We start from the raw sequence: 25,741 nt of genomic DNA on the forward strand, positions 1-25,741 counted from the left end.
GGGTGCTGGCTGACGGGGCAAAATGTTTGCAGGATGTTCGGGGGGCAACAGTGCCTGGCGCCTCGCGGGCGGCGCTCGGAAATTTATCGGCTGGCGGGGCTGGCCTCTTCGCGGGTAAAAACGCTCCCACAGGTACTGTGCAAGCTACAGGCCTGTGGTGATCCCTGTGGGAGCGGGTTTACCCGCGAAGAGGCCACCCCAGGCAGCACATCACACATGCTTGAAATGCAAAGCCCGGGGCTCAGTTGGCATCTGCACCTGAATCAAGGCCTGCTCGAGCACCGTCTGATGCACCACGGTCGACGCGCACAGCGCATACCTGCCAAAGCAGGCGCAACCCATCACAGCCTACGAGAGAGTCTTTGGGAAATGGACTACAAGAAAGGGCCAGTTTCTGATTTTTCACCGACCGTTTAACCGCGAACAAAGGCACCGCCCCTGGCATTTAGCCTGCAACGCTGAAGTCAATGAACGGGATGTTTATTCTCACCCCATTATTTCCAGACGCGGTCTGACATACACAGGGTGCCCTTCCCCCTAGCCTGTGCCCCTTGTCCAACAAGGAGTGACGCACATGGCTATCAATGGTTACCTCACCATCAACGGCGAATTGCAGGGTCAGATTTCGGCCGGATGCAGCGGCGAGGCCTCTATCGGCAACCGCTGCCAGACACCGCACCAGGACCAGATCATGGTGCTGGGCTTCAGGCATGGCCAGGGCGACCGCAACGGCGGCCCGCGCAGCATCCACCAACCAGTAGTCGTCAACAAACTCGTCGACAAGGCCACGCCGCTGCTAGGCCAGGCAGCGGACGGCCGCGAGCGGGTGGAGTGCGATTTCGAGTTCTACCGCACCCATTCCTCCGGGCAGCGAGAGAAGTACTTCTCCGTGCGGCTCGAAGGCGCGGTGATTCTCGAACAGGAGATGGTGCTGCCTCACACGGTGCTGATGAGCGACCAGGCGATGGAAGAACGGCTCTACATCAGCTACCGCACCATCAGCTGGATCCACCATGCCGCCGGTACCACCGGGCACGCCTCTTGGAAGGAGCAGCCATGAGCCGGCGGGAGGAACAAGGCGACCGGCTGGACGAGGCGTACTGGGAGGTCAATGCGGCAGCCTCCCGGTTGATCAGCCAGGGCTGCTGGGTCAGTTCCCAGGCGTTGCGTGATCGACGCTTGCAGATGGAGTTCGACCGGGAGCTCGCGTATTACGCGCGGCGGGTGGTGGATGATGTCTATTACCGGAAGTTGAGCCCGGAGGAAGCGCTGGAGGCGTTGGATGCAGAGAGCAAGAGTCTCCGGTGGCAAGAGTACAGAATCATGTCCCAAGTGCTCGGGTTGATAGGTGGTGCAGGGCAAGTCATTGCGGGAGGGTCGATGTGTGTTGGCACTGTGGGAGTAGGATGTGTTGTGGGTGGTGGGGCTCTGCTAGCACATGGCGGTAACAACCTATACGAAAATGGAAGGGGGCTGTATGAAGGGCGTAACGATGTCGAAGGCCCTGTCAGGAAGGCCTATCAACATGCATCGGAATACTTTGGATTTTCCAGCCGCGAAGGCAACATGGCTTATCTGTCTAGTGACATCGCCATATCTCTTGGCGCGCTAGGGCGAAAAGTCCTGAAGCCCGGCGCATGGAAACTATTCAAATATTATCAGATGGACAAAGAAGCGATCATTCGGCAGATGGGAGTAGTGCCATTACTCACTGAAACCGCCGTAAATGGAAGTACCGCCAGACAGCTTTATGAAGAATCAAAAAAATGACGTTCCTTCACTTATTCGTTTTTATCGTTCTAGATAGCGCCTCCACTCTTCTCCTCAGGAAATTCATTATTTCTCGGTCGCTTTTTAGATGGCCTCTATTTGGAGCTGCAGTGCACGCATCTCTAATGGTGGCCGCCTACCTTGAGTTCTTGAGGCCTGATGCGGAATACACATTAGCAATCGATTATGGCGCTAACTTTTACCGTGACCTTTACGCGTCATACGGCATTTGTGGCAGCATGATTATCTTCCATCTTTGGGCACTACCATGGAATAAAATTCCACAGCCAATTGACACCAATGCTAATACAGGCACCACGAAGCAGACTCAAGATGAGTCGCAGAAATGACAACGGTATTTGTGGTGCCATGATTATCTTCCATCTCTGGGCAATTCCAAGGAACAATTAATTCGCCCTCCCACAAGCCGCGCCAGTCTCAGACCTGACGCGGCTCTGTAGGAACGGGCTTGCCCCGCGAACAAGGGCAAAGCCCTTGCCACGCGCGCTACGGCGCCGGGTTGGGAATCCGCCGATGCACGGCCTGGATCTCAGCCAGCACCTCGTCCCCCAACTGCACCTCCAGCGCACTCAGGTTCTCCTGCAACTGCGCCAAGGTCGTCTGCCCCGTAATCGCACTGGCCACGAACGGCTGGCGAATCACGAACGCCAATGCCAACTGCGCCGGCGTCAACCCATGCTCCTGCGCAATCCGCACATAGCTGCCGATGGCGCTGTTGGCCTCCTCACTGCCATACCGATTGAACGTGCGATACACCGACGACAACCGCGAACCCGCAGGCAGAGCCCCGTCCAGGTACTTGCCGGTCAACGCGCCGAACGCCAGCGGCGAATAGGCGAGCAGGCTGACCCCTTCACGATGGCTGAACTCCGACAGGCCGTTCTCGTACAGCCGGTTGAGCAGGCTGTACGGGTTCTGGATGCTGGCGATGCGCGCCTGCCCCTTGTCCTCGCTGTGGCGCAGAAACTGCGCCACGCCCCAGGGCGTTTCGTTGGACACGCCGATGTGGCGCACCTTGCCCGCCTTCACTTGCTCGTCGAGCACGGCAAGGGTTTCTTCGATGGCAGCCGTTTCCGGGTGGTCGTCGACGTAGGGGTATTCGCGGATGCCGAAGAAGTTGCTGGTGCGGTCGGGCCAGTGCAGCTGGTAGAGGTCCAGGTAGTCGGTGTTCAGCCGGCGCAGGCTGCCTTCCAGGGCGACGACGATGTTCTTGCGGTCGTGGTGCGTCAGGCCGTCTCGGATATGCGCCTGGCCGCCGGGGTCGCGGGCGGGGCCGGCGATCTTGCTGGCGAGGATGAGCCGGTCGCGGTTGCCGCGGGCCTTGAGCCAGTTGCCGAGGTAGCGCTCGGTGGTGGTCCAGGTTTCGGCGCGGGTGGGCGTGGGGTACATCTCGGCGGTGTCGATGAAATTGATGCCGGCGGCGATGGCGGCGTCCAGTTGCTGGTGGGCGTCCTGTTCGCTGTTCTGGTGGCCCCAGGTCATGGTGCCGAGGCTGAGCAGGCTGACCTGGAGATGGGTGTGGCCCAGGGGGCGGTAGCGCATGGTTGCATCCTGATGAATGGGGATTGGGTTTGAGTTTTTGGGGCTGCTTTGCAGCCCTTTCGCGACACAAGGCCGCTCCTACGAGGACGCCGTCAGGCGGCGAACTGGTTGTGAGCCTTGGGCAGGCCCAGGTGCTCGCGCAGGGTGGTGCCGGTGTACTCGGTGCGGAACAGGCCGCGCTTTTGCAGCAGCGGCACCACTTCCTCGACGAACACCCGCGCCCCGGACGGGAACATGTCGGGCATGATGTTGAAGCCATCCCCTGCCCCGGCCAGGAACCATTCGGCCAGGGTGTCGGCGACCTGCTCGGGGGTGCCGACGGCCAGGCGATGCCCGACCAGGATGCGCCGTGACAGTTGGCGAATGGTCAGGTTTTCGCTACGGGCCAGGTTCAGCTGGGCTTCGAGAAAACCCTGCGAACCGCGCTCGAAATCTCCCACAGCGCCAATACGTTCCCAGGGCAGTGGTGCATCCGGGTCCAGCTCGCTGGCGTCGATGCCGATGCGCCCGGCGACCTGCTGCAGCAGCCCATGCTCGCCATGCCAGGCATTGAGCTCGTCGAAGCGCGCATGGGCCTCGGCCTCGGTGCTGCCGATCACGGTCGAAAGGCCCGGCATGATCTTCAAGTGCCGGGGATCACGCCCCCAGGCCTTGGCCCGCGCCTTCATCTCCTGGTAGAACGCCTGCCCATCCGCCAATGTGGTCTGGGTGGTGAAGATCGCGTCGGCATAGCGCGAACCGAGCGCCTTGCCGCCTTCGGACGAGCCGGCCTGCACCAGCACCGGCCGGCCCTGGGGCGAGCGCGGCAGGTTCAACGGGCCCTTGACCTGAAAGTGCCTGCCCTGGAAGTCCAGCGTGTGGACCTTGCGCGGGTCGGCGAAGCGGCCGGCGGCGCGGTCGCCGATGACCGCATCATCCTCCCAGCTGTCCCACAGTTTGAGGGTCACGTCGACGAATTCCTCGGCGCGCCCGTAGCGGTCCCCATGCAGCGGCGCGCCGGCCAGGCCGAAGTTCTGCGCCGCCGCGTCTCCGGCATTGGTGACCACGTTCCAGGCCGCGCGGCCGCCGCTGATGTGGTCCAGCGAGGCGATGCGGCGGGCCAGGTTGAACGGCTCGTTGTAGGTGCTGGAGCAGGTGGCGATCACGCCGATGCGCTCGGTGGCGGCGGCCACGGCCGTCAGCAGCACGGTCGGCTCCAGGCGCCCGCCCGGTTGCGCGGCCACGTCCGGCGGCAACGCCGGGCCGTCGGCGAGAAAGATCGCGTCCAGGCAGCCACGCTCGGAAATGCGCGCGATGTCGCGGTAGTAGTTGACGTCGATATAGGCATCGAGCGCCGCCTCGCCCTGGCGCCAGGCGCCGGAATGCGAGCCGAAGCCAAGAATGTTCATGCCCAGGCTCATCTGTTTCGTGGTCATGCGGGTTCTCCTGGTTCAGACTGCGCTGGCTTCGTCGCCGCTGCCCTGCCCTTCGCTGGCCGCGGCATGGCGGGCGCGCCAGGCCTGGGCCGGGCTGATGCCGTTGAGGTAGTAGTCGCCCAGCGCCTGCTCGCGGTAGATGGCCGGGTTGTGCGAGGCCAGGGTGCGGGCGTTGCGCCAGTGGCGGTCGAGGCGCCGGGCGCTGCTGGTGGCCGAGGCGCCGCCGACTTCGAACAGCAAGGTGCTGGCCTCCAGCACTTGCGGCAGGACGATCTGCTGGGCCTGGAAGGCGTGGATTTCGGCGTCGGTGTACAGCTGCTCGGGCACCTCGCCCTGTTGCCCGGCCTCGAACACGGCCTGCAAGCTCTGGCCCACGGCGGTGACCTGGGCCTCGGCGGCGAATGCCAGGCTCGACAGCCGCCCGATCACCGCCTGCACCAGCGGGTCGGCAGCTGGCTGCGATTGCCCGGGCACGCCGAACGCACGGGTCCGGCCCTGGACGAAGGCCACCGCATCGGCCAGCACCGCACGGCTGATCCCCGCCAGCGTTGCCAGGTGCACGGCCTGGTAGAACGCGGTGAGGTACGACTCGGCGCGCAACTCGCCCTTGGCGAAGCGGCGCAACAGGTGCTCCGGCTGCACCTTCACCTGGCTGAAACGGGTGGTGCCGCTGCCGGTCAGGCGCTGGCCAAAGCCATCCCAGTCATCGACCCGTTCCACGCCCGCCTCTCGGGTCGGCACTGCCAGGCTGACAAACTCTTCGCCGTGGTTGGCCACCGCCGCGACCCAGTCGGCGTAGAGCGTGCCGGTGCAGTAGTATTTCTCGCCATCCAGGCGATAGCCCTCCTCGCCTTCACTGAGCTGCACGGTATTGCCCGTGCTGTCGGTGCGCTCGGCCATGGCTGCACCCCACAGCTCGCCGGCTACGACGCGGGCGAACCAGTAGTCCTGGGACGCTGCATCGTTGGACGACAGCCGTCCTTCGACAAAGCCGAAGTGGGCACGGAAGATCTGTGGCAGGTTGGAGTCGGCCTGGCCCAGACGCACCAGCTGACGCAACAGCTGCGGCAAGGTTGCACCGAGACCGCCGTGGCTGCGCGGTACGCGCAGGGCGCCAAGGCCGGCTTCGCGCAGCCAGGCCACCGGCTCATGGGCCAGGGTGCGCTGCTGCTCGCGGGCCACCGCGCCTTCCTTGATGCGAGCGAAAATCGGCGCGAAACGTGCGTCCAGTTCCGCGTCGGTAATCGAATGTCGATTCATGGTCATTCCCTTCTCGTGCCTGCGAAGAACGCCGCAGTGCTTTGGAGGGGACTTTGCAGTTGTCGTGCCAGCGTTTTACGCCGCAGTTACTGGACGCAATTCATTCGCCAGCAGCGACAATCGAACACTTTGTTTGGTGACTGTTGGAATACAAACATCCGGGCGGTGCTGGCCCTGTGGGAGCGGGTTTACCCGCGAATGCGGGGGTGGCCTTACTACAGCATTCGCGGGTAAACCCGCTCCCACAGGGGCCTCGGTATTTCTAGATATTTGTATATAACCTGCACTGTTCCAAATACAACACACGCCCAACAAAAACTGCTGTTTCGTTCAGCACTTCTCGCTAATCGCTCGGCCAACCCCAACAACTTCCGGGCTTTCACCCGCTGGCACAGAAACTGCTGTTACCTGTTTCGACAGGCCTGACTATTCCCATAGAACGCCGAGGACCCAAGATGACTTTCAAGGAATACTCCGATGCGTGTGATTCATCCCCATCCCTTACGCGTGGCCATCGCGGCCACGGCCCTGCTGGCCCCGGTCACGGTGCTGGCCGCTGAGCCGACCCTGTCCACGGTGACCGTGCAGGCCGCCAAGCAGTCTGAAGTGCAGCAGGCCGCCAGCGCCCTCGCCGAAGTGCCCGGCGGCACCAGCGTGGTCGACAGCGAGGAGGTCGCCAAGGGCCGTACCGCCACCCTGCAGGACACCCTCGGCTACCAGCCCGGCGTGTTCGTGCAGTCCACCGGCGGCAACGACGCGGCGAAGATTTCGATCCGCGGCTCCGGCGCCAACACCTCGCCCGGCTACTTCCGCGAAGGCATCAAGTTCCTGTTCGATGGCCTGCCGCTGACCGGCCCCGGCGGCACCCCGTACGAGTTCCTCAACACCAGCGGCATCAACTACACCGAGATCCTGCGCGGCGCCAACGCCTTCCAGTACGGCGCGCTGACCCTCGGCGGCGCGGTCAACTTCGTCAACCACAGTGGCTACAGCGCCCCCGGCCTGCGCGCGCGCGCCGAGGCCGGCAGCTACCACTACCAGAAGCAGAGCATCAGTTACGGTGGCGTCGAAGGCGACCTGGACTATTACCTGCAAGCCGACAACTACCGCAACCAAGGCTCGCGCGACTACAGCCTGGCAAAGAGCTCTGGCATCGTCGCCAACGCCGGCTACCGGTTCAGCCCGCAGCTGGAAACCCGCCTGCTGCTGCGCTACCGCGACGAGACCCACAACGACCCCAGCGCCACCACCCTCGACGCCGCCCTGCACCACCCGCGCCGTGCCAGCGCCACCGCCGAGAGCAGCGGCGCCGGCGCGCGTCGCCCGGGCAGCATCTGGGTCGGCAGCAAGACCACCTACACCTTCGACGACGATGCCCGGCTGACCGTCGGCCTGTCGTACCACGACTACCGCCACACCAACAGCCCACGCAGCCCGAGCAACCCCAGCTACTGGGACTGGCACGACCTCGGCCTGCTGCTGGGCTACGACCGGGTCGACACACTGTTCGGGCTTGAGAGCCGCAGCAGCATCGCCTTCACCTCCACCCAGCACCTGCGCGGCGGCGTCGACTCGGCCAGCGGCAACAAGGTGTCGCTCAAGCAGGTCAACTACAAGGACTCGTTCGACCGGGTGATCGCCCTGGGCAACGACCTCAACCTGTTCGACAACCTGTGGCTCACCAGTGGCGTGTCGTTCATCAACGTACGACGCAAGGTCAACATCGACTCCGCGGTGAACCCCAACACCACCAACTTCCCGCAGCATGTGGACTACGACAACTGGAGCCTCGCCCCGCGCATCGGCCTGCGCTACGAGATCAACCCCACGCTGCAGGTGTTCACCAACTTCAGCCGCAGCATCGACCCGCCTGCCTCGTGGGAGTACTCCGGCTCAGGCCCGACCCAGCCCTACATCCGCCCGCTGGTGGAACAGAAGGCCAACACCTTCGAGGTCGGCATCAAGGGCTCCCATGGCATCTTCGACGGCAGCCTGGCGCTGTACCGTTCGTGGATCCACGACGAGCTGCTGAACGTGCAGCTCATCCCCGCCACGTCATCGGCGGCGGCGGTCACCGGCGCCTTCAACGCTTCGCCGACCATCCATCAGGGCGTCGAGGCCGGGCTCAACACGCGGCTGTGGGAGAACCCACAGGGCGACCTGGTGCGCTGGCGCCAGGTGTACACCTACAACGACTTCTACTACCGGCATGACCCAACCTTCGGCGACAACCAACTGCCGGGCGTACCCAAGCACATCTACCAGGGCGAGTTGCAGTACCAGGACCACAGCGGCTGGTACACCGGGGTCAACGTGCAGTCGGCGTCACGCACGGCGGTGGATTACGCCAACAGCCTGTATGCGCCGTCGTACACGATCTGGGGGGCGAACCTGGGGTACGAGGCGCCGAAGGGCAACTGGAAGGTGTCGCTGGATTTGAAGAACCTGGCGAACAAGGCCTACGTGACGGCGGTGACGCCGGTGTATGACGCGCGGGGGCAGGATACCGCGTCGTTCTGGCCGGGGGATGGGGTCGGGGCTTATGTCGGGTTTGAAGTGAGGTATTGAGATCTGCTTTTTCCTGTTCCGGCCTCTTCGCGGGTGAACCCGCTCCCACAGGTACGGCGCTGCCCTCAGGCCTGGCGCGATCTCTGTGGGAGCGGGTTCACCCGCGAAGGGGCCGGCATGGGCTCACGCGGTGCGGGGCATCAACTCATAGGGATGCTTCCACCCCGGCACTGCCTTGATGCGCTGCTTCCACGCCTCGATATGGCCGAAGTCGGTCAACACGATCCCGGTATCCTCGGGCATGAACACATACCCCGCCAGGGACAGATCGGCGATGGTCAGCCGCCCGCCGACCATGAACGGCGTGTTCGCCAGGTGCGCATCGACAATCCGGTACGCCGCCGTGGCCCGCTCGCGCAAGAAGCCTGTCACCTCGGTCTCGCCGGTGTTCTTCAGGCACAGCAGAAAGCGCAGCGCGGCGTAATAGCTGGTGAACTTGTGGTTGTCGAACAGCATCCAGCGCCAGATCTCGCGTTTCTCGACGTCGTCGCGCGGGCCGAACTGGCCAGTCTGCTGCGCCAGGTATTCGAGGATCAAGGCCGATTGGCTGAGCCTCTGCCCGGCGTGCTCCAGCACCGGCACCTCACCCTGCTCGTTGACCTGATCGCGCCACTGCGGGTCGCGGGTCTGGCCGTTGAAGAAATCGACGAACACCGGCTGCCAGTCCTGGCCGGTGAGTTCCAGCATCAGCGCAGCCTTGTAGGCGTTACCGGATTCGGCGAAGCAATGCAGCGTGTAGTCGGGCATAGGAGGACCTTCAGTTTCCCTTGAATGATCGGTTTGCCCACGCAGGGCCAACACAGACTACACAAAAGTATGCTTACATGCGCCGATCAACCCGCCAGGAAGGCCACCATGCCCTACCCCGAGCTGCCCCGTACACTGTCCACCCCGCGTACCCTGCTGGTCCGCCCGGCCCTGGCGTTCGCCCAACAGCTGCAGCAGGCGCTGCTGGACAGCTATGCCCTGCACCAACCGTTCCTGGCCTGGGCCAAGCCCGACTGGACCTTGGGCGAAATCAGGGAAACCTTGCAGCTTAGCGCCGAGGAGTTCCTCGACCCGGCCAAGGAGAAGCGCTATTTCGTGCTGGCTCCAGACAGCGGAGAAATTATCGGCTGCATCGGTTTGCAGCCTGGCAACGACGAGTATGAAGTCGGGTATTGGGCGAACCAGGCCAAGAGCGGCCAGGGGCTGATGCGAGAAGCCCTGAGCTGCCTGCTGGATGCCGTCGAGGCGCCGGTGTGGCTGACCACCGATATCGACAACCTGGCCAGCCAGCGGCTGGCCGAGCGCGCGGGGTTCATTGCAGCGGGCAGCAAGCTGACCGAAATTGATCCCAGCACGCCACGGCCGTTGTACCGGCGCGCACCTGCCGAAAAGAACTGAGTGTTCTGGCGCTAGCCCGGCAGGTGCCAGCAAGGCAAGGAGGGCACCGGGGCACCCTCCCCAGCCTCAGCGAACCGTGAACTGCACGTTCAGAATGATGTCGCTCAGGCTTTCCAGCAGCTGACGCTGATCCCTATTGGCCTTGGCAAAGTTCAGCGTCATGAACGTCTGATCGTCCTGGTCATCAGGCTTGCCAATTTTCAGCCCCTCGAACGGCAGCAACTGAGCGCCCTGACGCAGGGCCGGATAGCCATTGAGTTGGGGGAACAGACCGTGGTCCCGTTCGGCGTTGGAGATACTCATCTGCTCGCAGCCGGCGGGCAGCCCCTGGCCGCTGGCCAGCAAGCGCGCCTGGACAGTTGGGGAAGTGCCGAGCGGTGTCGATAGCGAGACCGCAATGCTGCGCACCCGCCGCGACGCCGCGTTCTCGAACCCGGAGGCCAGGTTCAGGGCCTTGAGGCCGAACTGGATGGACAGTTGATCATCAGCGTTCAGCGACAGGAGGGTGTTCTCCAGGCTCGCGTCGACATCGACCGCCTTGCCCGCCAGCAAATGCTTGACTGCTTCGGCCAGCGATGACGGTATACCGTCCACGGTGAGCTTGCCGTCGAACAAACGGTTCAGTGACACCGTGCGGGACACCTCCAGTTCGCGCTTCTGCCATTTCACCCAGGCCATGTCCATCTGCCCCAACGCCAGCATCAAGCCTTCGCCGCACAACAGGCCGGCCCAGGCGCCGTTCCAGGTGCCGGTGCGCAGGTAGGTGATGTTGTCACCTTTCTCCCATTGCAGGGCCTTCTGCGCCATCAGGCAGCGCGACACGGCGAGGTCGTAGTAGGTGTAGAAGATGCTTGCCAGGCGCGCGCGCAGCCAGCTGTACATGGCCTTGCCGGTGAACTTGCCCTGGTGCAGGGCGAGCTGGGCCTGGGCATGGGCGGACTGGGTCTGCAGGTGCGCAAGGTGCATCTGTGCCGAGGTTTCACGCACGCTCAGGGCGTCGAGTTGGGATTGCACCGTGGCCATTTGCCGTTCTGCGGATTGGTACTGGTATTTCCAGTCGGCGCGGCGGCGGCGATAGGCCTCTTCCTGGCTGATACAAGTGGAGAGAAGATCCATTTTCCTCGCCGCGCAGCTGAACCCATGGGCCACGGCTTTGAACCGATCCTCCGGCTTGCAATTGCCATTGGCCAAACCGTAAATACTGGGGAGTCCAGCAACCACACTTGCCGCTGACATGAATCCTGACTCGACGACGGTCAAAAGTGACGAGCCGGTTTTGAGGAGCAACGCAGCGTTTTCGCGAACGCTGATATGAGCTTCATATAGCGCAAGATAGTGATCACGGCCCGAGGTAGCGGAGGCCAGCGAACACTCGAGGGTGACGCGCTCGGCGGCCAGTTGCTCGAGGGTCTGCTTGTACAACGTGACATTGTTACTGGCCAGCTCGGCGCCCTGTGTCGTGAGCAGGTTGGCCAACGCCGTGGCATCCTGGCGTTCGAGGATGCCTTGCATGTTGCTGCCAAACTGAATGAGCTGCGCGGCCATGCTGCGCGCACCGTCGAGCAGCACGGTGAAGCGCAGTGCCGGCACCTCCTCGATTTTGCCCAGGGCCTGTTCGCCACCGGCCTCGGCGGCTATTGCTGCGCTCAGCAATGCCTTGGGGTCGGCCGGTGTCGCGTACAGCGGCAAGTTCAGCGGCTGGCCATCGAGGGTCAGGTGATGGCGCAGGTTGTACAGGCGCAGGCGCAGGGTCTCTCGATAGCCCAGGAAGGCCCGGTTGACCTCCGGCAAAAATTGCCGGGTGCCCGCAACGGCCGCCTGGCCAAGCAGTGGCGCGTTCCATCCGCGGGAAGCTGGTGTCCAGGGCCCGTCGCCAAGCAGGCGCTGGGCGCGCAGGTACCAGACCTTCGCTTCACTCAAGGTGTCGCGCTCAAGCTTGCGATAAGCCGCATCGCCACGCCCGATGCAGATATCCAGCAGGCGCATGAACGCGTTGGCTTTGTAATGCATCGGGTCGTTCTGGGCCACCGCATCCGGGTCGAGCGACTTCAGTGGCTCGTCGTTCCAGCTGGTGTCCTCCTGCAGCGGGCGGACATTCCACATCCGCCGGACACCGGCATCGGCAGCGGCATAGCCAGAGGGGTTGAAGACATACGCCAGCCACTGCTCGGCCTGCTCGAAACGTTCCTCCTGCAGGAAACGCTGCATGACCATCATGGGCGTGTAGTAGAACAGTTCCCAGAAATACAGGGCATTGGCACCCGAGAAGTCCATCTGGCTGGTAGCGTTCTTGCCGAATGCCTGCACGCTGTCGACGATGTGTAGAGGCAGCGGTCTGCCACCAGGCCCCACCTGGCTGTCACGCACGATCGCCAGCGTTTTCCTGTCGATCATGACACTGCGCCCGGACGATTCGAGATTGAGCCCGCTCCTGTATTCGATTTCCAGGTGATAAGACTCCTCCGGGCTAAAGATCCAGCCTGGCTCGAACATCATGTCAGCGATGGTCTTGTCGCTATCGCTGAGGGTGCCCTCGCAGAGCAGGGTGCGAGAGCCACCCGCTGTTCGGCCAAGATGGACCTTGAACTCTTTGCCATTGCCATGATGCGCTGCGTTGTAGATCGGCAGCGTCAGGCGGACCAGTACGCCAAGGCTCGGCTCGGGCATTTGTTGAGTGTCATACTTCAGGATCTCACTGATACCAGAAACCGCCTTGACGGTCAGTTCCCGGGCAAACAGGGTATTGAGGCGGGTGATCTGGCTGCGGTGTGCGAGGTATTGCGCACCGCTGTCGGTGGTGCCGATGATTGCCGTTCTCAGTGTATCGGCATCCTTGTAGACCTTGAGCGTGTAATTGCGCGAGGCACCGTTGCCAAACTCGAACTGCAGGCGATGCAGGGTTTCATTTCTGTCGTTGCCCCATTGGGCCATGTTGCCCGCTAGCGCATCGAGGTCGAACTGGACCTCGACGCGGCCTGTCGACAGGTCATACGCCCTGGTGGCCCGCACGAGTGCGGCTTGCCGATTGTCCGTGCCGTACAAGCGACAGAAAATTGCATTGGCCTCCACCCGTCGAGACCAAGACCGGAGGTAGTCGCGTGGAACTATGCTTTCCTCCCTCTGGCCGCCGGGATAACCCAGTGCCTCAATCAAGCTGAACTCTTTGGTAACCAAGAAACCGCCACGGGGCTTTGCGCCAATGTTCATAGCCTCCAAAGGCGAACTTTCATCCTTTATCTTGTAGCGAACGAAGCAGGCCGCTCCCGACGCCGTGGAAGCTTCTGTGAAGTCTCTGTAGTCAGCAATTGGATATGGCCTTTTCCCATGGACGATCTGCGTATCTTTGTTAAACCATTTCCCCATTACGTTCTTCACGAACGCTGTGCTGACGCACAGATAGCCCCAGTACTCTGCACCTTCCTTCCTGACCAGAATCGCCCCATGGCGACTGCGCGGCAATGACCGGACCTCTTGGGTCTCCTCCCCCAACTCTGGATACTTGATAACCAGTTCTTCCACCCATTTGTTGGCAATCGCTGGTCGCCTGGCACGGACAGTGAGCCGGCTGCGTATGCTCAGCCTGTAGGCACTTTCGTCCTGCCCGGGCTGCGTGACCTTGGCCTCGTCAAGGTTCACGGAGAACTCGCCGAAGCCCTCAGGCACATCCGATCCAGGCTCTACCACCAGGCGGTTTTCCGCGATGGGTACATCACTCCCTGCAAACACCGCGCACATGCCCGTTGTGCTCGCAGTATCGAGCCAGTGTGGAACCTGTTTCAGGAAAGCCCCAGGGTCCAGCGCACGGCCTGTCAGATTGTCGAAAATCTGCAGGCCACCCAGGGACGCTTGCGAAAAATCGCTAATGGTTCGGTCATAGATGCCCATCAACAGCCCATCCCGCGCCGGCCACCCAGCCAGGAACAACGACAGGTTGTCCACCTTCTCAGGGGGGGCTTTGGCAATCTCCATCGGGAAGTCGAGGGGCGTGCTCCAATTGCCATCGTATCGCCGCCAGGCCAGCTTGAACGACCAGCACCACTCCCGCGCCTCCGGCTTCCCTTCCTTACTGCGGGTAACGACACGCTCCTCGCACTCGACCCAACCCAGGTGCAGGCGCCCCCGGTAGACCACCGGGCGAATGAGCCGCCCAAGCACTTTCGGCCCAAGCTCGATCTTGTTCCAGGCACTCCAGGCATTGGCCGGGAATACGCCATCAGCACCGCGCTTGGCCTCATCCACCGAACGCCACCAGTACTGCTGAAGCTGCCCACGACTGCGCCCGATGAACCAGGACTTGCCTTGGCTCGGATCACGACTGTCATGGTACCCACTGATGGTCTCGAGGTTGGCGACCTCCTCGAACGCGGTGAGGTAACCCTGAAACGCATCGCCCACCGTGTCGGTGTTGATTTGTGCCTGGCCCAGCGCCTGCAGCATGTCGTTCATCGGCTGGGTCTGGCCGTGGCGCACGGTCGGGTCGATGTAGTTCTCCGGATACTGGATGAGCATCTGCCCGGCGGCCCAGGTGGCGTAGGTGGCATTCCAGCGAGTCCAGTCCTTGAAGAACGCACGGCTCAACACCGCCTGCACCAGGGCATCGCGGTCTTCCGGCGTGGTCAGGGTGAAATGGATGAACCGTTGCAGCGCTGCCATGGCCTCGGCGATACGGCTGGTCGTGACCTGCTCGCTGTTCAGGGCATCGAGCAGCAGTTGCTGGTTCAGTGACTCGACCGTCAGGTTCTCCCGCGCCCCAAGCACACCGACCAGCGCCGCACTCAGCGGCTGCTGCGTGGCGGCCTGCACCGCCGCGGCCTGCGCAGGCGTCAGCCGCGCCACGAATTCATCAGCCAACGCTCGGTGCTCGGGCCAAGTGTGCTCGAGCTCCAGCAGCCTGCTGAAGGCATCCGGCATGACCCCATAGGTTTTGGCCAACGCCATCCATTGCAGCAGCACCTCGATTTCCTGCCACGTGGACACCTTCGTCGCATCCTGGATGTCGTTCAGTTGCCGGGCACCTGCTGCGGCGCGGCCCAGGGCCGTCTCGGCCAGCCCGGCGATCGTCGCCAACCGGGCCAGCGGGATCCCCTCACCTGCGCTCAACGCTTGCAGCAACGCGCCGCCGGTACCGCCCGGGTCCGCCAAACTGGAGTGCCAGTCAGAGAAGCTGGCGAGAGCCATGAGGGTTTTCAGATCTCGGGGCAACGCGCCATTGGCATCTGCACCGGCGTACAACAGGTTTGGATTGTCCACCCACACCGACAGCGCATCGTCAGTCACGCCACAACCGTGGACGACCAGCGCCATTTGCGTCAGGCCATAGGCGAAATCGACCAGCGCCCGCTCAGGCTTGCCGGAAGGCCACTCGGCGACCAGTCGCTCACAGGCCTGCTGCAGTGAAAGCTCGCCTGGTCTTGCCCGATCGACCCACCGCAACAGGGCTCGCGCCGACGCATCGCCACGCAGGTTGAAGGTCGAGGCAACCAGGGGGGCAAGCACACTGACCGGTTGCACCTCAGGTTCGCCGCCGACCGGCTGGGCATCGACCCAGGCAGTTTTCAGCGCGCCGATCAGATTGCCGATCTCGGTGCTGACGGGAATCCCACCGACATCACGGGTCATCAATTGCAGAGCGTGCATGGTCCAGCCGCGCTCGGCCAACCAGGCGGTAAGACGCTGCACACCCGCCAGCAGCCGCAGCCAGACTTCGGCTTCGGTATCCGTGTTGCCCAAGCCACGCGGCGCGCCAAGCAGTTGCAACAGTTCACGCAGTTCTCCGGGCGTCAGGTCATGATGCCGTGCCCACAGGCTCAGGGTGTAGATCGCGGAAACCTGCCTCAGGTCGAGCGTGATCCCAATGTCTTGTGCATCGGCGCTGATCAGGCTGCCAAGCTCGTACAGGCCTTGATCGTCCGTTCGGCAAGCCCGCTTGAGGGTTGCCTTGATGTCGGCCTGCTCGCCGGCACCGTTCGGATGCAGGAGCACGCGCGCGCCGTTGCAGATGAAACCACCCTCGACCAGTGCCGGGCTGTTGAACAGGCGGTCGAACTGGCTTCGCTCGCCCACGCCCGCCGTCTCCTGAATCAGCCCCTTGGCCATGACCGACGCCTGCCCGTGGTCGATCGCGTAACGCTCCGCCAGCCTGTCGATGCGGTAGAGGGCCGCCAGTGTCTGGTCGGTGATGCCGTTTGGCGCAATGGCCTTGATAAGGTGCAGCGACGCCGCAGATGCAAGGCCTGTAACGCAATGGAGGCGAATCACCTGATTCAGTTTGAGCAGGAAGGCCGCGGCTGAAGCAAGCCTGTAATCGACATCGAATTGATGCATATGCCCACCGCCACCATCGCTCCTGGATTTGAGCCATGTCGTGTTCAGTGTGAAAGTGCCCGGCGCCCGCTCCCCGTCGAACGCCCAGCGGTACTCGACATTGGGCAGCAGTGTTTCTACCGCAAAATCGGCTGCAGTGAGCGCCACATCGAAAGCGCCTTGCAGTTTGAAACTGACAACGGAGGAAACCTTCAGGTTGAATGCCACCTGCCAGCGATTGTTCGGTAGCGGAAACAACCGCAAGTAATTGATATACCTTGATGGAGCACTCATTGTCAGGTGGGCCATTTGATTGCCCAGCGGGGTCGTCAACGTCTGCTGTTGGTACTCGGCCGGGGCAAGCGCGTCCATGAACAGTTGCAGTTCAGCGTCCGACAGGCCAAACCAGCTGCGCAACCGTTCGGGCTGCATCATGGTCTCAGGGGTCATGCCCGGAAAGTACTGTTCGAACTTCTCCTCGGTCACCTCGTCGGTCAACAGCGCTCGCAATGCTGGAGAAATACCATAGTGCAGGCAGGCCCGCGACGTATCATCCAGGTGCTCGGCCAGCGCCGGCGTTGCCGACAACTGCCGCAACCCAGGGTCCTTCTGCAGCAATGCCTGGCGCAGGCGGTCGTGATGCTGATGGTAGGGCGTGCCGCGCGAGCCAAGGTCGGTGGACAGCGCTTGCAGCAGTTCTTCAGCGCTCGGCATCGCAGCGCCAGGCTGGGTCAGTGCCCTGCGGGCCCGGGCAACAAGGATCTCGTTCGACAGGTTCAATGCAGTGACGGGCGTATCGAGGTTCTGCTGGTTGAGCAGCAGGCGCGACAGGTCAGGGCGACGCTGGTCGATATGCCAGGAGTTGTCCTCGGGATAGAGCTTCTTGGCGTGTCGGTACAGCTCCGTCAGGTAGGCGGCCGGGGAAAACATCGACGCCGCATCGCCTGGGGCACTGTACTGGGGATAGCGCTCTTCGAACTGCGTGTCTGGTGATATGCCTTCAACCGCTTCGTCAGCGGTTTGCAGCGATTGCGGCAGCACAGGGGAGTGACGGATGAACGATTTTTTCTGTTCAAGCATCGCCTGCTGGCACAGGTGCTGTACCTCATCATGCAACTGAAATGCGTCGCTGGCGTCCACGTCAAAACCCAACTGTTCACGCCATTCTTCAACCGACAAGTCTTGCAGCGCGGCGACCGAGCTGCCCGGCACCTTGTCGAGATACGCCTTGAGGGAATCGGAGTACTGTTGTTGCATAGAGGCCTCGTTTTTTACCGTATTCGTTGGTTGGCGGAATACGCATCCCACCTTCGAATGACTGTAAAGGAGACCCTCTTTCGGCAAACCTCGCAGTTCTGTCAGGCCGGCACTACTTCCCCGGGAACCTCATGGCCCGTTTTATCCTGAGCGGGATCATCGCCATCGGCAGCTTCCTGGCGACGCGCTGCAGGCCGGCCCCTGACTTTTCTCCAGGCATCCAAGGGAACTACCCGCACACCGCCGCTTTCTTACGCACTGAGTGGTTCCTTCCCTTGTGCTTCACGCTATTGGAGAACACGACATGCGCCACCTACTCCTCGCTCCCGCGCTGCTGCTCCTGCTGCCTGCCGGTGCTGCCCTGGCCCGCGTCGATGCGGGCGACGTCGCCACCTCGGCCGGTGTGTCGGCCTCGCTGTATTCGACCTTCAAGGATGACAAACGGATCATCCCTGCCCGTGACGAGCTTTCCGCCTTTGTCGCCAGCAACGGGGCAATCCGTGGCGCCTATGTGGAGTCGGCGCTGGAACAGGTCCGCAAGGATCACCCTGGTTTGCAGGCCAGTGATGAAGAACTGGCCCAGGCGATCCTGTCACAGGATGATCCCCTGGCGGATCACTGAAAGCAGGCCCGGCCCTTTCGCGGCTAAAGTCGCTCCCACAGGTTTCATGGCTTGTGCAATACCTGTAGGAGCGGCTTTAGCCGCGAAGAGACCGGTGCAGGATGTACTCAAGCCCAGCCATCCATGCGCATGGTCGCCCTGACCAACCGCTGCTCTTCCTGCTCGATCTCGCGCAAACTGTCGCGAACCCCGTTGATATGCTCGCGCGCCGCCCGTTGCGCCTGTTCAGGCAGCTGTTCCATCACTGCCTGGTACAAGCGCGCGTGCTGGCGGTCGATCTGGCGCTTCTGTGCCGGCCGGCAATACAGGTTGTTGACCGAGGCGAACACCGTGCTCAAGGTCAGGTCGCTCAACGATTGCAGGGTGTGCACCAGCACCGGGTTGTGCGACGCCTCGCTGATCGCCCGGTGGAAGGCATGGTCGCGGCGGGCGTGCTCGCGCGCATCGAGCGCCTCCGGCGCGTCGTGGGCCGCCAGCATGTCCTCGTAGCGGCGGCGGATCAGCAGGCGGTCGACCTCGGTGGCGCGCAGGGCCGCCAGGCGCGCCGACTCGGCCTCCAGCAAGGCGCGCACCTCTAGCAGGTCGAACAGCGTGCGCGGCTGCGAGCTGAACAGGTGCATCAGCGGCGTGGTGCTCGATTGCCCGGTGAGGTCAGCGACGAACGAGCCGCGCCCGTGCTCGGTATCGATGATGCCGCGCCCGCGCAGAACGCGCAGGCCCTCGCGCAGCGCCGAGCGCGAACAGCCGAGCTTGTCCACCAGGCGCCGCTCCGAAGGCAATGCCTGGCCCACCTTGAGTACGCCCTCGACAATCAACCGCTCGACCCGTTCGGCCACCTGGTCGGCGACCTTGGCCTTGCCTTCAGCCCCCATGGGCAAACCTCCAACTGGTAGGACCACTGTTGCCACCGGTTCCACTCTAGCCAGTTGCAGCCAATGTGAGCCAGTGCCTGGCGGAAAAACTGGTAGGACCAGTTTGCCGAACACTCGACCGCACCCGACCACTGGCGCAGGCTGCAACGGTGACCGCTTTGCCGACAACTACAAAAACTGCCGCCGAGTGAGCCTCATGAACATTCTCTACGACGAACGCGTCGATGGAGCGCTGCCTGCCGTGGACCGACCTGCCCTGTTGCAGGCACTGCGCGATGCCCTCCCCGACCTGCAGATCCTCCACCGCGCCGAGGACCTGAAACCCTACGAATGCGACGGCCTGTCGGCCTACCGCACGGTACCGCTGCTGGTGGTGCTGCCCGAACGCCTGGACCAGGTGCAGGCCCTGCTCCAGCTCTGCCACCAGCGTGGCGTGCCGGTGGTGGCGCGCGGCGCCGGTACCGGCCTGTCGGGCGGGGCGCTGCCGCTGGCCAAGGGCATCCTGCTGGTGATGGCACGCTTCAACCGCATTCTCGAAGTCAACCCGCAAGGCCGCTTCGCCCGGGTCCAGCCCGGCGTGCGCAACCTGGCCATTTCCCAGGCGGCCGCGCCTTACGGCCTGTACTACGCACCGGACCCTTCCTCGCAGATCGCCTGCTCCATCGGCGGCAACGTCGCCGAAAACGCCGGCGGCGTGCACTGCCTGAAGTACGGCCTGACCGTGCACAACCTGCTCAAGGTGGAAGTACTCACGGTCGAAGGCGAGCGCATGACGTTGGGCAGCGATGCCCTGGACAGCCAAGGCTTCGACCTGCTGGCGCTGTTCACCGGCTCCGAGGGCATGCTCGGCATCGTCACCGAGGTCACCGTCAAGCTGCTGCCCAGGCCGCAAGTGGCGCGGGTGCTGCTGGCCAGCTTCGACAGCGTCGAGGATGCCGGGCGCGCAGTGGCCGAGATCATCGCCGCCGGCATCATCCCCGGTGGCCTGGAGATGATGGACAACCTGGCGATCCGCGCCGCCGAGGACTTCATCCACGCCGGCTACCCGGTGGACGCGGCGGCGATCCTGCTGTGCGAGCTCGATGGCGTGGAAGCCGACGTGCAGGACGACTGCGAACGGGTCGACGCCGTGCTCAAGGCGGCCGGCGCCCGCGAGGTGCGCCTGGCCTGCGACGAGGCCGAGCGCGTGCGCTTCTGGGCCGGGCGCAAGAATGCCTTTCCGGCGGTGGGGCGCATCTCGCCGGACTACTACTGCATGGACGGCACCATCCCCCGCCGCGAGCTGCCACGGGTGCTCAAGGGCATCAGTGCACTGTCGCAAGCGTACGGCCAGCGGGTGGCCAACGTGTTCCATGCCGGCGACGGCAACATGCACCCGCTGATCCTGTTCGATGCCAACCTGCCCGGCGAGCTGGAACGCGCCGAGGCCATCGGCGGGCGCATCCTCGAACTGTGCGTGGCGGTGGGCGGCAGCATCACCGGCGAGCACGGCGTGGGGCGCGAGAAGATCAACCAGATGTGCGCGCAGTTCAACAGCGACGAGATCACCCTGTTCCATGCCGTGAAGGCGGCCTTCGACCCCAAGGGCCTGCTCAACCCCGGCAAGAACATTCCCACCCTGCACCGCTGCGCCGAGTTCGGCGCCCTGCACGTGCATCACGGGCAGTTGCCCTTCCCCGAGCTGGAGCGCTTCTGATGGGCATGGACCGCGACATCAGCCAGGACCTGCTGGAGCAGGTCAACCAGGCCCTGAACCAGGGCACCGCGCTGCGCATCCAGGGCGGCAACAGCAAGGCCATGCTCGGCCGCGCGGTGGCCGGCGAGGTCATCGACACCCGCGGCCACTGCGGCATCCTCAGCCATGACCCGACCGAGCTGGTGCTCACCGCCCGCGCCGGCACGCCGCTGCGGGAGATCGAGGCGGTACTGCACGAAGCCGGGCAGATGCTGCCCTGCGAGCCGCCGCACCTGGGCGCCGGGGCGACCCTGGGCGGCATGGTCGCCGCCGGCCTGTCCGGGCCGCGGCGGCCCTGGGCCGGAGCGGTGCGTGACCAGGTGCTCGGCACCCGGCTGATCAGCGGCCACGGCAAGCTCCTGCGCCTGGGTGGCGAGGTGATGAAGAACGTCGCCGGCTATGATGTCTCGCGCCTGATGGCCGGCAGCTTCGGCTGCCTGGGGCTGCTCACCGAGGTGTCGCTGAAGGTGCTGCCGCGCCCGCGTGAAACCTTGAGCCTGCGCCTGGTCATGGACCGTCGTCAGGCGCTCGCCAAACTCGCCGAGTGGGGCCAGCAGCCGCTGCCGATCAGCGCCGCCTGCCACGACGGCGACACGCTGTACCTGCGCCTGGAAGGTGGCGCGGGCTCGGTGCAGTCGGCCCGCCAGCGCCTGGGCGGTGAGGTGCTCGACAGCCGCTTCTGGAGCGACCTGCGCGAGCAGCGCCTGGCCTTCTTCAACGGCCCGGCGCCGCTGTGGCGGCTGTCGCTGCCGGCCACCACCGGCGAGCTCGACCTGCCCGGTCGGCAACTGGTCGACTGGGGCGGCGCGCAGCGCTGGCTGAAGTCCGACGCACCGGCGCAGTCTATCCATGCCCGGGCGGCCACGCTCGGCGGCCACGCCACCGGTTATGGCGCCGGCGACGCCAGTTGCGCCCCGCTGCCCGCCACGCTGCTGCGCTACCACCGCGCGCTGAAGCAGCAACTCGATCCCCAGGGGGTGTTCAACCCTGGCCGCCTGTACCCGGACCTGTGAGGCCACGCCATGCAAACCACCCTCAGCGAAAGCGCCAAGCGCCTGGCCCGCGCCGACGAGGCCGAGCGCATCCTGCGCTCGTGCGTGCACTGCGGCTTCTGCACCGCCACCTGCCCCACCTACCAGTTGCTCGGCGATGAACTGGACGGGCCGCGCGGGCGCATCTACCTGATCAAGCAGGTGCTCGAAGGTGCGCCGGTCAGCGCCAGCACCCAGCTGCACCTGGACCGCTGCCTGAGCTGCCGCAACTGCGAGACCACCTGCCCTTCGGGGGTCAAGTACCACGACCTGCTGGACATCGGCCGCGCGGTGGTCGAGCAGCAGGTGCCGCGCCCGCTCGGCCAGCGCCTGCTGCGCCAAGGCCTGCGTGCAGTGGTGCCGCGCCCGGCGCTGTTCAAGACCCTGACCCGCACCGGCCAGGCCTTGCGCCCGCTGCTGCCGGCCAACCTCAAGAGCAAGTTGCCGGCCCAGGTCGTCGAACCCGGTGCACGGCCGGCGCCGCGTCACACCCGGCGCATCCTGTTGCTCGAAGGCTGCGTGCAGGCGGCGCTGTCGCCCAACACCAATGCGGCTACCGCACGCCTGCTCGACCGCCTGGGCATCAGTGTGGAACCGGCGCACGAGGCCGGCTGCTGTGGCGCGGTGGACTACCACCTCAATGCCCAGGACCAAGGCCTGGCGCGGGCCCGACGCAACATCGACGCCTGGTGGCCGGCCATCGAAGCCGGTGTCGAAGCCATCGTGCAGACCGCCAGCGGCTGCGGGGCGTTCGTGCATGACTACGGCCACCTGCTGGAACAGGACCCGCACTATGCCGCCAAGGCCGCCCAGGTCAGCGCACTTGCCCGCGACCTGGTCGAGGTGCTGCGCGACGAGCCGGTCGAGCAGCTGGGCGTGTGCGCCGAACAGCGCCTGGCGTTCCATTGCCCGTGCACCCTGCAGCACGCACTCAAGCTTGGCGGCCAGGTGGAAAGCCTGCTGACACGCCTGGGCTTCACCCTCACCCCGGTGCCGGACGGCCACCTGTGCTGCGGCTCGGCAGGCACCTATTCGCTGACCCAGCCCGCCCTGTCGCGGCAGTTGCGCGACAACCGCCTGAGCGCGCTGGAAAGCGGCGCGCCGCAGGTCATCGCCACTGCCAACATCGGCTGCCAGGCCCACCTCGACGGGGCCGGGCGCACGCCGGTGCGGCACTGGATCGAAATCGTCGAAGCAGCCCTGAACCCGGAGAACAGCCATGCATAGCAAAGCCGTGATCGGCCAGGCGGAAGTCAGCCGCCTGCTCGCCGCCGCCCGCCAGGAAGCCCAGGCGCAACAGTGGAAGGTGACCATCGCGGTGGTCGACGACGGCGGCCACCCGCTGGCCCTGGAGCGCATGGACGGCTGTGCGCCGTCCAGTGCCTACATCGCCGTGGAAAAGGCCCGCAGCGCGGCCTTGGGGCGCAAGGAGACGCGTGATTTCGAGCAGATGGTCAATGGCGGGCGCACGGCGTTCGTCACCGCGCCGCTGCTGACCAGCCTCGAAGGTGGTGTGCCGGTGCTGGTGGAGGGGCAGGTGGTCGGCGCCGTGGGGGTGTCCGGGGTCAGGCCCGAGCAGGATGCCCAGGTGGCCAAGGCGGGTGTGGCCGGGCTTTAGGTCGGCGTCGAATGCTTCGCGGGTAAACCCGCTCCCACAGGACCGCCTGAGCCCCTGTAGGAGCGGGTTTACCCGCGAAAAGGCCAACGTCAATCTTGCGGGTTCACCACCACCGGCTCGCCAATGGCGTAGAAATGCCCCCCAGCCACATAGTGCAGGCTCCGCCACTGCGGGTCGGCCGTCTCGTACGCCCAGTGCCCGTCACGGAACACCCGGTCATCCGCCCACGCCGCCACCACCTCGCCAATGAACAGGTCATAGGTGTTCTGGTTGTGCGGCTCGTCGATCACCTTGCACATCAGCCAGGCCGAGCAGCCCTTGACCAGCGGTGCCGCGTGCCCTTCGACCCGTTCCAGCTCGACGCCGATGCTGGCCAGCTTGTCCGGCTGGTCGAACAGGCTGCGGCTGCCGACCTGATGGGTCAGCTGCGCCTGGGCCGCGGTCGGTACCTGGATCACGAACACGCCGCTGCCTTCGACCAGTTGCCGGGTGCGGGCGATCTTGTCGAGCACCACGGTGACCTTGGGCGGGGCGAAGTCCAGTGCGCAGGCCCAGGCCGCGGCCATGACGTTGTCCACACCGTCGTGGCTGGCCGACACCAGCACGGTCGGCCCATGGTTGAGCAGGCGGTAGGCCTTTTGCAGGTCGACGGCTTGGAAGTGGCTGTTCATCGGTGTCCTCGTTCTACAGGGAAATCAGGCAAAGGATTGTGCCGCATCAATACGGCGGCGACACCCACCCTGTAGCGTCAGAAACTTCTTATGACATGCACGGAAGCATCTTACTTGTCGCGCTGGGCCGGCGAAAACATCATCGGCACTCGCGATCCCCAGGAGGCTGCCCATGCCAGCATACACCCGCATCACCACCCAACTGCGCAGCACCCTGCGCGAGCTCCTGGCCCATGAGGTCCGCAACCCAGAGCAAGACCCCCATTGGTCCGGAGTGATGTTCTTCTGCGCCACCGACGAGCACACGCGGCAGTTGGTCGAACGCGTCGAACTGCTCGCCAGCGAGGCGTTCTTCGACCCCACCGGCCGCGCCATCAGCCAGCGCATGCGCGCGGTGGCGGTGGACGGTGTGTGCATCAAGCAGAAGCGCAAGGCCCCGGCGGACGAGACGGTGATCCGTATCGCCCTCCAGGACAAAGGCTATATCACCATAAGCACGGCGCGCTTCTAGGGCCGCTTGCCCACCTCCGCCACCTGGGCAGTCCACGGTTTGACCTGTTCACTCAGGGTCAAACCCAGGCCCGGGCGAGTCGGCACCTGCATGCGCCCATCGCGGGTCTCCAGGCGCTCGTTGAACAACGGTTCCAACCATTCGAAATGTTCGACCCAAGGTTCGGTCGGGTAGGTCGCAGCCAGGTGCACGTGCAGCTCCATGGCAAAGTGCGGTGCGATCATCACCCCAGCCTGTTCGGCCAGCGCCGCCACTTTCAGGTAAGGCGTGATGCCGCCGACCCGTGGCGCATCCGGCATCAGGTAGTCGGCCCCGCGCAGGCGGATGAACTCGGCATGCTCGGCAACGCTGGTGAGCATTTCGCCGGTGGCGATCGGCGTGTCGAATTGCTGGGCCAGTGCCGCATGGCCTTCGGCGTCGTAGCAGTCCAGTGGCTCCTCGATCCACACCAGGTTGTATTCCTCGAAGCGGCGGCACATGCGCTGGGCAGTCGGGCGGTCCCATTGCTGGTTGGCGTCGACCATCAGCGGGAAGCTTTCGCCCAGGTGCTGGCGCACGGTGGCGACGCGGTGCAGGTCGACCGCGCAATCGGGCTGGCCGACCTTGAGCTTGATCCCGCCGATGCCCTTCTCGCGTGACAGGTCGGTGTTTTTCAGCAGTTGATCGAGCGGTGTGTGCAGGAAGCCACCGGAGGTGTTGTAGCAGCGCACCGAATCACGCTGGGCGCCTAGCAGACGGGCCAGGGACAGGTTGGCGCGCTTGGCCTTGAGGTCCCACAGGGCGACGTCGAAGGCGCCGATGGCCTGGGTCGACAGGCCGCTGCGGCCCACCGAGGCACCGGCCCAGCACAGCTTGGTCCAAAGCTTGGCGATGTCGCTGGGGTTCTCGCCGATCAACGCCGGGGCGATCTCCTTGGCATGGGCGAACTGGCCGGGGCCACCGGCGCGTTTCGAGTAGCTGAAGCCCAGGCCCTGGTGGCCGTCCTCGGTGTGGATCTCGGCGAACAGGATGGCGATCTCGGTCATCGGCTTCTGCCGGCCGGTGAGCACCTTGGCGTCGCTGATCGGATTGGCCAGCGGCAGGAATACCGACGACACCTTTACGTAAGCAATGCGGTCGTGGTCGGCGGATGGGTGTTGTTGTTCTTGTGCGAGCATGG

Annotated in this window: 18 protein-coding genes; 10 read left to right on the forward strand and 8 right to left on the reverse strand. The window is 64.3% G+C overall.

Annotation, left to right across the window (positions count from 1 at the left end):
• Positions 1 to 574: 574 nt before the first annotated feature.
• Together ACIP21_RS27300 and ACIP21_RS27305 are read left to right on the forward strand one after the other, a co-directional pair.
• The gene (locus ACIP21_RS27300; RefSeq protein ID WP_400694519.1) at positions 575 to 1,060 is read left to right on the forward strand and encodes an Hcp family type VI secretion system effector; all 486 of its coding nucleotides are present in this window, start codon (positions 575 to 577) and stop codon (positions 1,058 to 1,060) included.
• Positions 1,057 to 1,770: a DUF4225 domain-containing protein gene (locus ACIP21_RS27305; RefSeq protein WP_400694521.1), complete on the forward strand. Its 714-nt coding sequence runs from the start codon at positions 1,057 to 1,059 to the stop codon at positions 1,768 to 1,770. The genes ACIP21_RS27300 and ACIP21_RS27305 overlap by 4 nt, the downstream gene beginning before the upstream one ends.
• A 507-nt stretch (positions 1,771 to 2,277) precedes the next feature.
• Here ACIP21_RS27305 and ACIP21_RS27310 read toward each other — a convergent pair.
• From ACIP21_RS27310 to ACIP21_RS27320, 3 genes are all read right to left on the reverse strand, one after another.
• Positions 2,278 to 3,333 carry an NADP(H)-dependent aldo-keto reductase gene (locus ACIP21_RS27310; protein WP_400694523.1) on the reverse strand — a complete coding sequence of 352 codons (1,056 nt, stop codon included), beginning with the start codon at positions 3,331 to 3,333 and terminating at the stop codon, positions 2,278 to 2,280.
• Between the two features lie 92 nt (positions 3,334 to 3,425).
• Positions 3,426 to 4,748, reverse strand: a complete 1,323-nt coding sequence (locus ACIP21_RS27315; RefSeq protein ID WP_400694524.1) for an LLM class flavin-dependent oxidoreductase — start codon at positions 4,746 to 4,748, stop codon at positions 3,426 to 3,428.
• A 15-nt stretch (positions 4,749 to 4,763) separates the two neighbouring features.
• Complete coding sequence (locus tag ACIP21_RS27320; protein WP_400694526.1) at positions 4,764 to 6,008, reverse strand: acyl-CoA dehydrogenase family protein; 1,245 nt, start codon at positions 6,006 to 6,008, stop codon at positions 4,764 to 4,766.
• 477 nt (positions 6,009 to 6,485) lie between these two features.
• Between ACIP21_RS27320 and ACIP21_RS27325 the strand changes: the two genes are divergently transcribed.
• Entirely contained in the window at positions 6,486 to 8,576 is a 2,091-nt protein-coding gene (locus ACIP21_RS27325) for a TonB-dependent receptor family protein (RefSeq protein ID WP_400694527.1), read from the forward strand.
• 123 nt (positions 8,577 to 8,699) lie between these two features.
• Here the strand turns inward: ACIP21_RS27325 and ACIP21_RS27330 are convergent, their stop codons facing one another.
• The gene (locus tag ACIP21_RS27330; RefSeq protein ID WP_400694529.1) at positions 8,700 to 9,323 is read right to left on the reverse strand and encodes a glutathione S-transferase family protein; all 624 of its coding nucleotides are present in this window, start codon (positions 9,321 to 9,323) and stop codon (positions 8,700 to 8,702) included.
• A gap of 108 nt (positions 9,324 to 9,431) precedes the next feature.
• Between ACIP21_RS27330 and ACIP21_RS27335 the strand changes: the two genes are divergently transcribed.
• Positions 9,432 to 9,962, forward strand: coding sequence for a GNAT family N-acetyltransferase (locus ACIP21_RS27335; RefSeq protein ID WP_400694531.1), 531 nt, complete (start codon positions 9,432 to 9,434; stop codon positions 9,960 to 9,962).
• Positions 9,963 to 10,028: 66 nt separating this feature from the next.
• Here ACIP21_RS27335 and ACIP21_RS27340 read toward each other — a convergent pair whose 3' ends face one another.
• A complete protein-coding gene (locus ACIP21_RS27340; protein WP_400694533.1) occupies positions 10,029 to 17,522 on the reverse strand; it encodes a neuraminidase-like domain-containing protein in 7,494 nt (2,497 codons plus the stop codon).
• Between the two features lie 304 nt (positions 17,523 to 17,826).
• On the opposite strand from ACIP21_RS27340, the gene ACIP21_RS27345 reads away from it, so the two are divergent.
• Positions 17,827 to 18,144, forward strand: a complete 318-nt coding sequence (locus ACIP21_RS27345; RefSeq protein ID WP_400694535.1) for a DUF2388 domain-containing protein — start codon at positions 17,827 to 17,829, stop codon at positions 18,142 to 18,144.
• Between the two features lie 107 nt (positions 18,145 to 18,251).
• Here the strand turns inward: ACIP21_RS27345 and glcC are convergent, their stop codons facing one another.
• A complete protein-coding gene (gene glcC, locus ACIP21_RS27350; protein ID WP_400694537.1) occupies positions 18,252 to 19,016 on the reverse strand; it encodes a transcriptional regulator GlcC in 765 nt (254 codons plus the stop codon).
• Positions 19,017 to 19,212: 196 nt separating this feature from the next.
• Here glcC and glcD point away from each other — a divergent pair, with 196 nt between their 5' ends.
• The 4 genes from glcD to ACIP21_RS27370 are packed head-to-tail and all read left to right on the forward strand — an operon-like array spanning position 19,213 to position 23,400.
• Complete coding sequence (gene glcD, locus ACIP21_RS27355; protein ID WP_400694538.1) at positions 19,213 to 20,712, forward strand: glycolate oxidase subunit GlcD; 1,500 nt, start codon at positions 19,213 to 19,215, stop codon at positions 20,710 to 20,712.
• On the forward strand, positions 20,712 to 21,764 hold the full coding sequence (glcE, locus tag ACIP21_RS27360) for a glycolate oxidase subunit GlcE (protein WP_400694540.1): 1,053 nt from the start codon (positions 20,712 to 20,714) through the stop codon (positions 21,762 to 21,764). Before glcD ends, glcE begins: the two co-directional genes overlap by 1 nt.
• A 9-nt stretch (positions 21,765 to 21,773) precedes the next feature.
• On the forward strand, positions 21,774 to 23,009 hold the full coding sequence (glcF, locus tag ACIP21_RS27365; RefSeq protein WP_400694541.1) for a glycolate oxidase subunit GlcF: 1,236 nt from the start codon (positions 21,774 to 21,776) through the stop codon (positions 23,007 to 23,009).
• Positions 23,002 to 23,400 (forward strand): heme-binding protein, encoded by a 399-nt coding sequence (locus ACIP21_RS27370; protein WP_400694543.1) that lies wholly within the window; start codon positions 23,002 to 23,004, stop codon positions 23,398 to 23,400. The genes glcF and ACIP21_RS27370 overlap by 8 nt, the downstream gene beginning before the upstream one ends.
• An 89-nt stretch (positions 23,401 to 23,489) precedes the next feature.
• Here the strand turns inward: ACIP21_RS27370 and ACIP21_RS27375 are convergent, their stop codons facing one another.
• On the reverse strand, positions 23,490 to 24,071 hold the full coding sequence (locus ACIP21_RS27375) for a flavin reductase family protein (protein WP_400694545.1): 582 nt from the start codon (positions 24,069 to 24,071) through the stop codon (positions 23,490 to 23,492).
• A gap of 172 nt (positions 24,072 to 24,243) precedes the next feature.
• Between ACIP21_RS27375 and ACIP21_RS27380 the strand changes: the two genes are divergently transcribed.
• Positions 24,244 to 24,582, forward strand: a complete 339-nt coding sequence (locus ACIP21_RS27380) for a hypothetical protein (protein ID WP_400694547.1) — start codon at positions 24,244 to 24,246, stop codon at positions 24,580 to 24,582.
• On the opposite strand, the gene ACIP21_RS27385 is transcribed toward ACIP21_RS27380, so the two are convergent.
• Positions 24,579 to 25,739 (reverse strand): mandelate racemase/muconate lactonizing enzyme family protein, encoded by a 1,161-nt coding sequence (locus ACIP21_RS27385; RefSeq protein WP_400694549.1) that lies wholly within the window; start codon positions 25,737 to 25,739, stop codon positions 24,579 to 24,581. The genes ACIP21_RS27380 and ACIP21_RS27385 overlap by 4 nt on opposite strands.
• Positions 25,740 to 25,741 lie beyond the last annotated feature (2 nt).

This window comes from Pseudomonas sp. NPDC089401 (assembly GCF_044749485.1).
In the GTDB taxonomy this organism is placed as follows: domain Bacteria; phylum Pseudomonadota; class Gammaproteobacteria; order Pseudomonadales; family Pseudomonadaceae; genus Aquipseudomonas.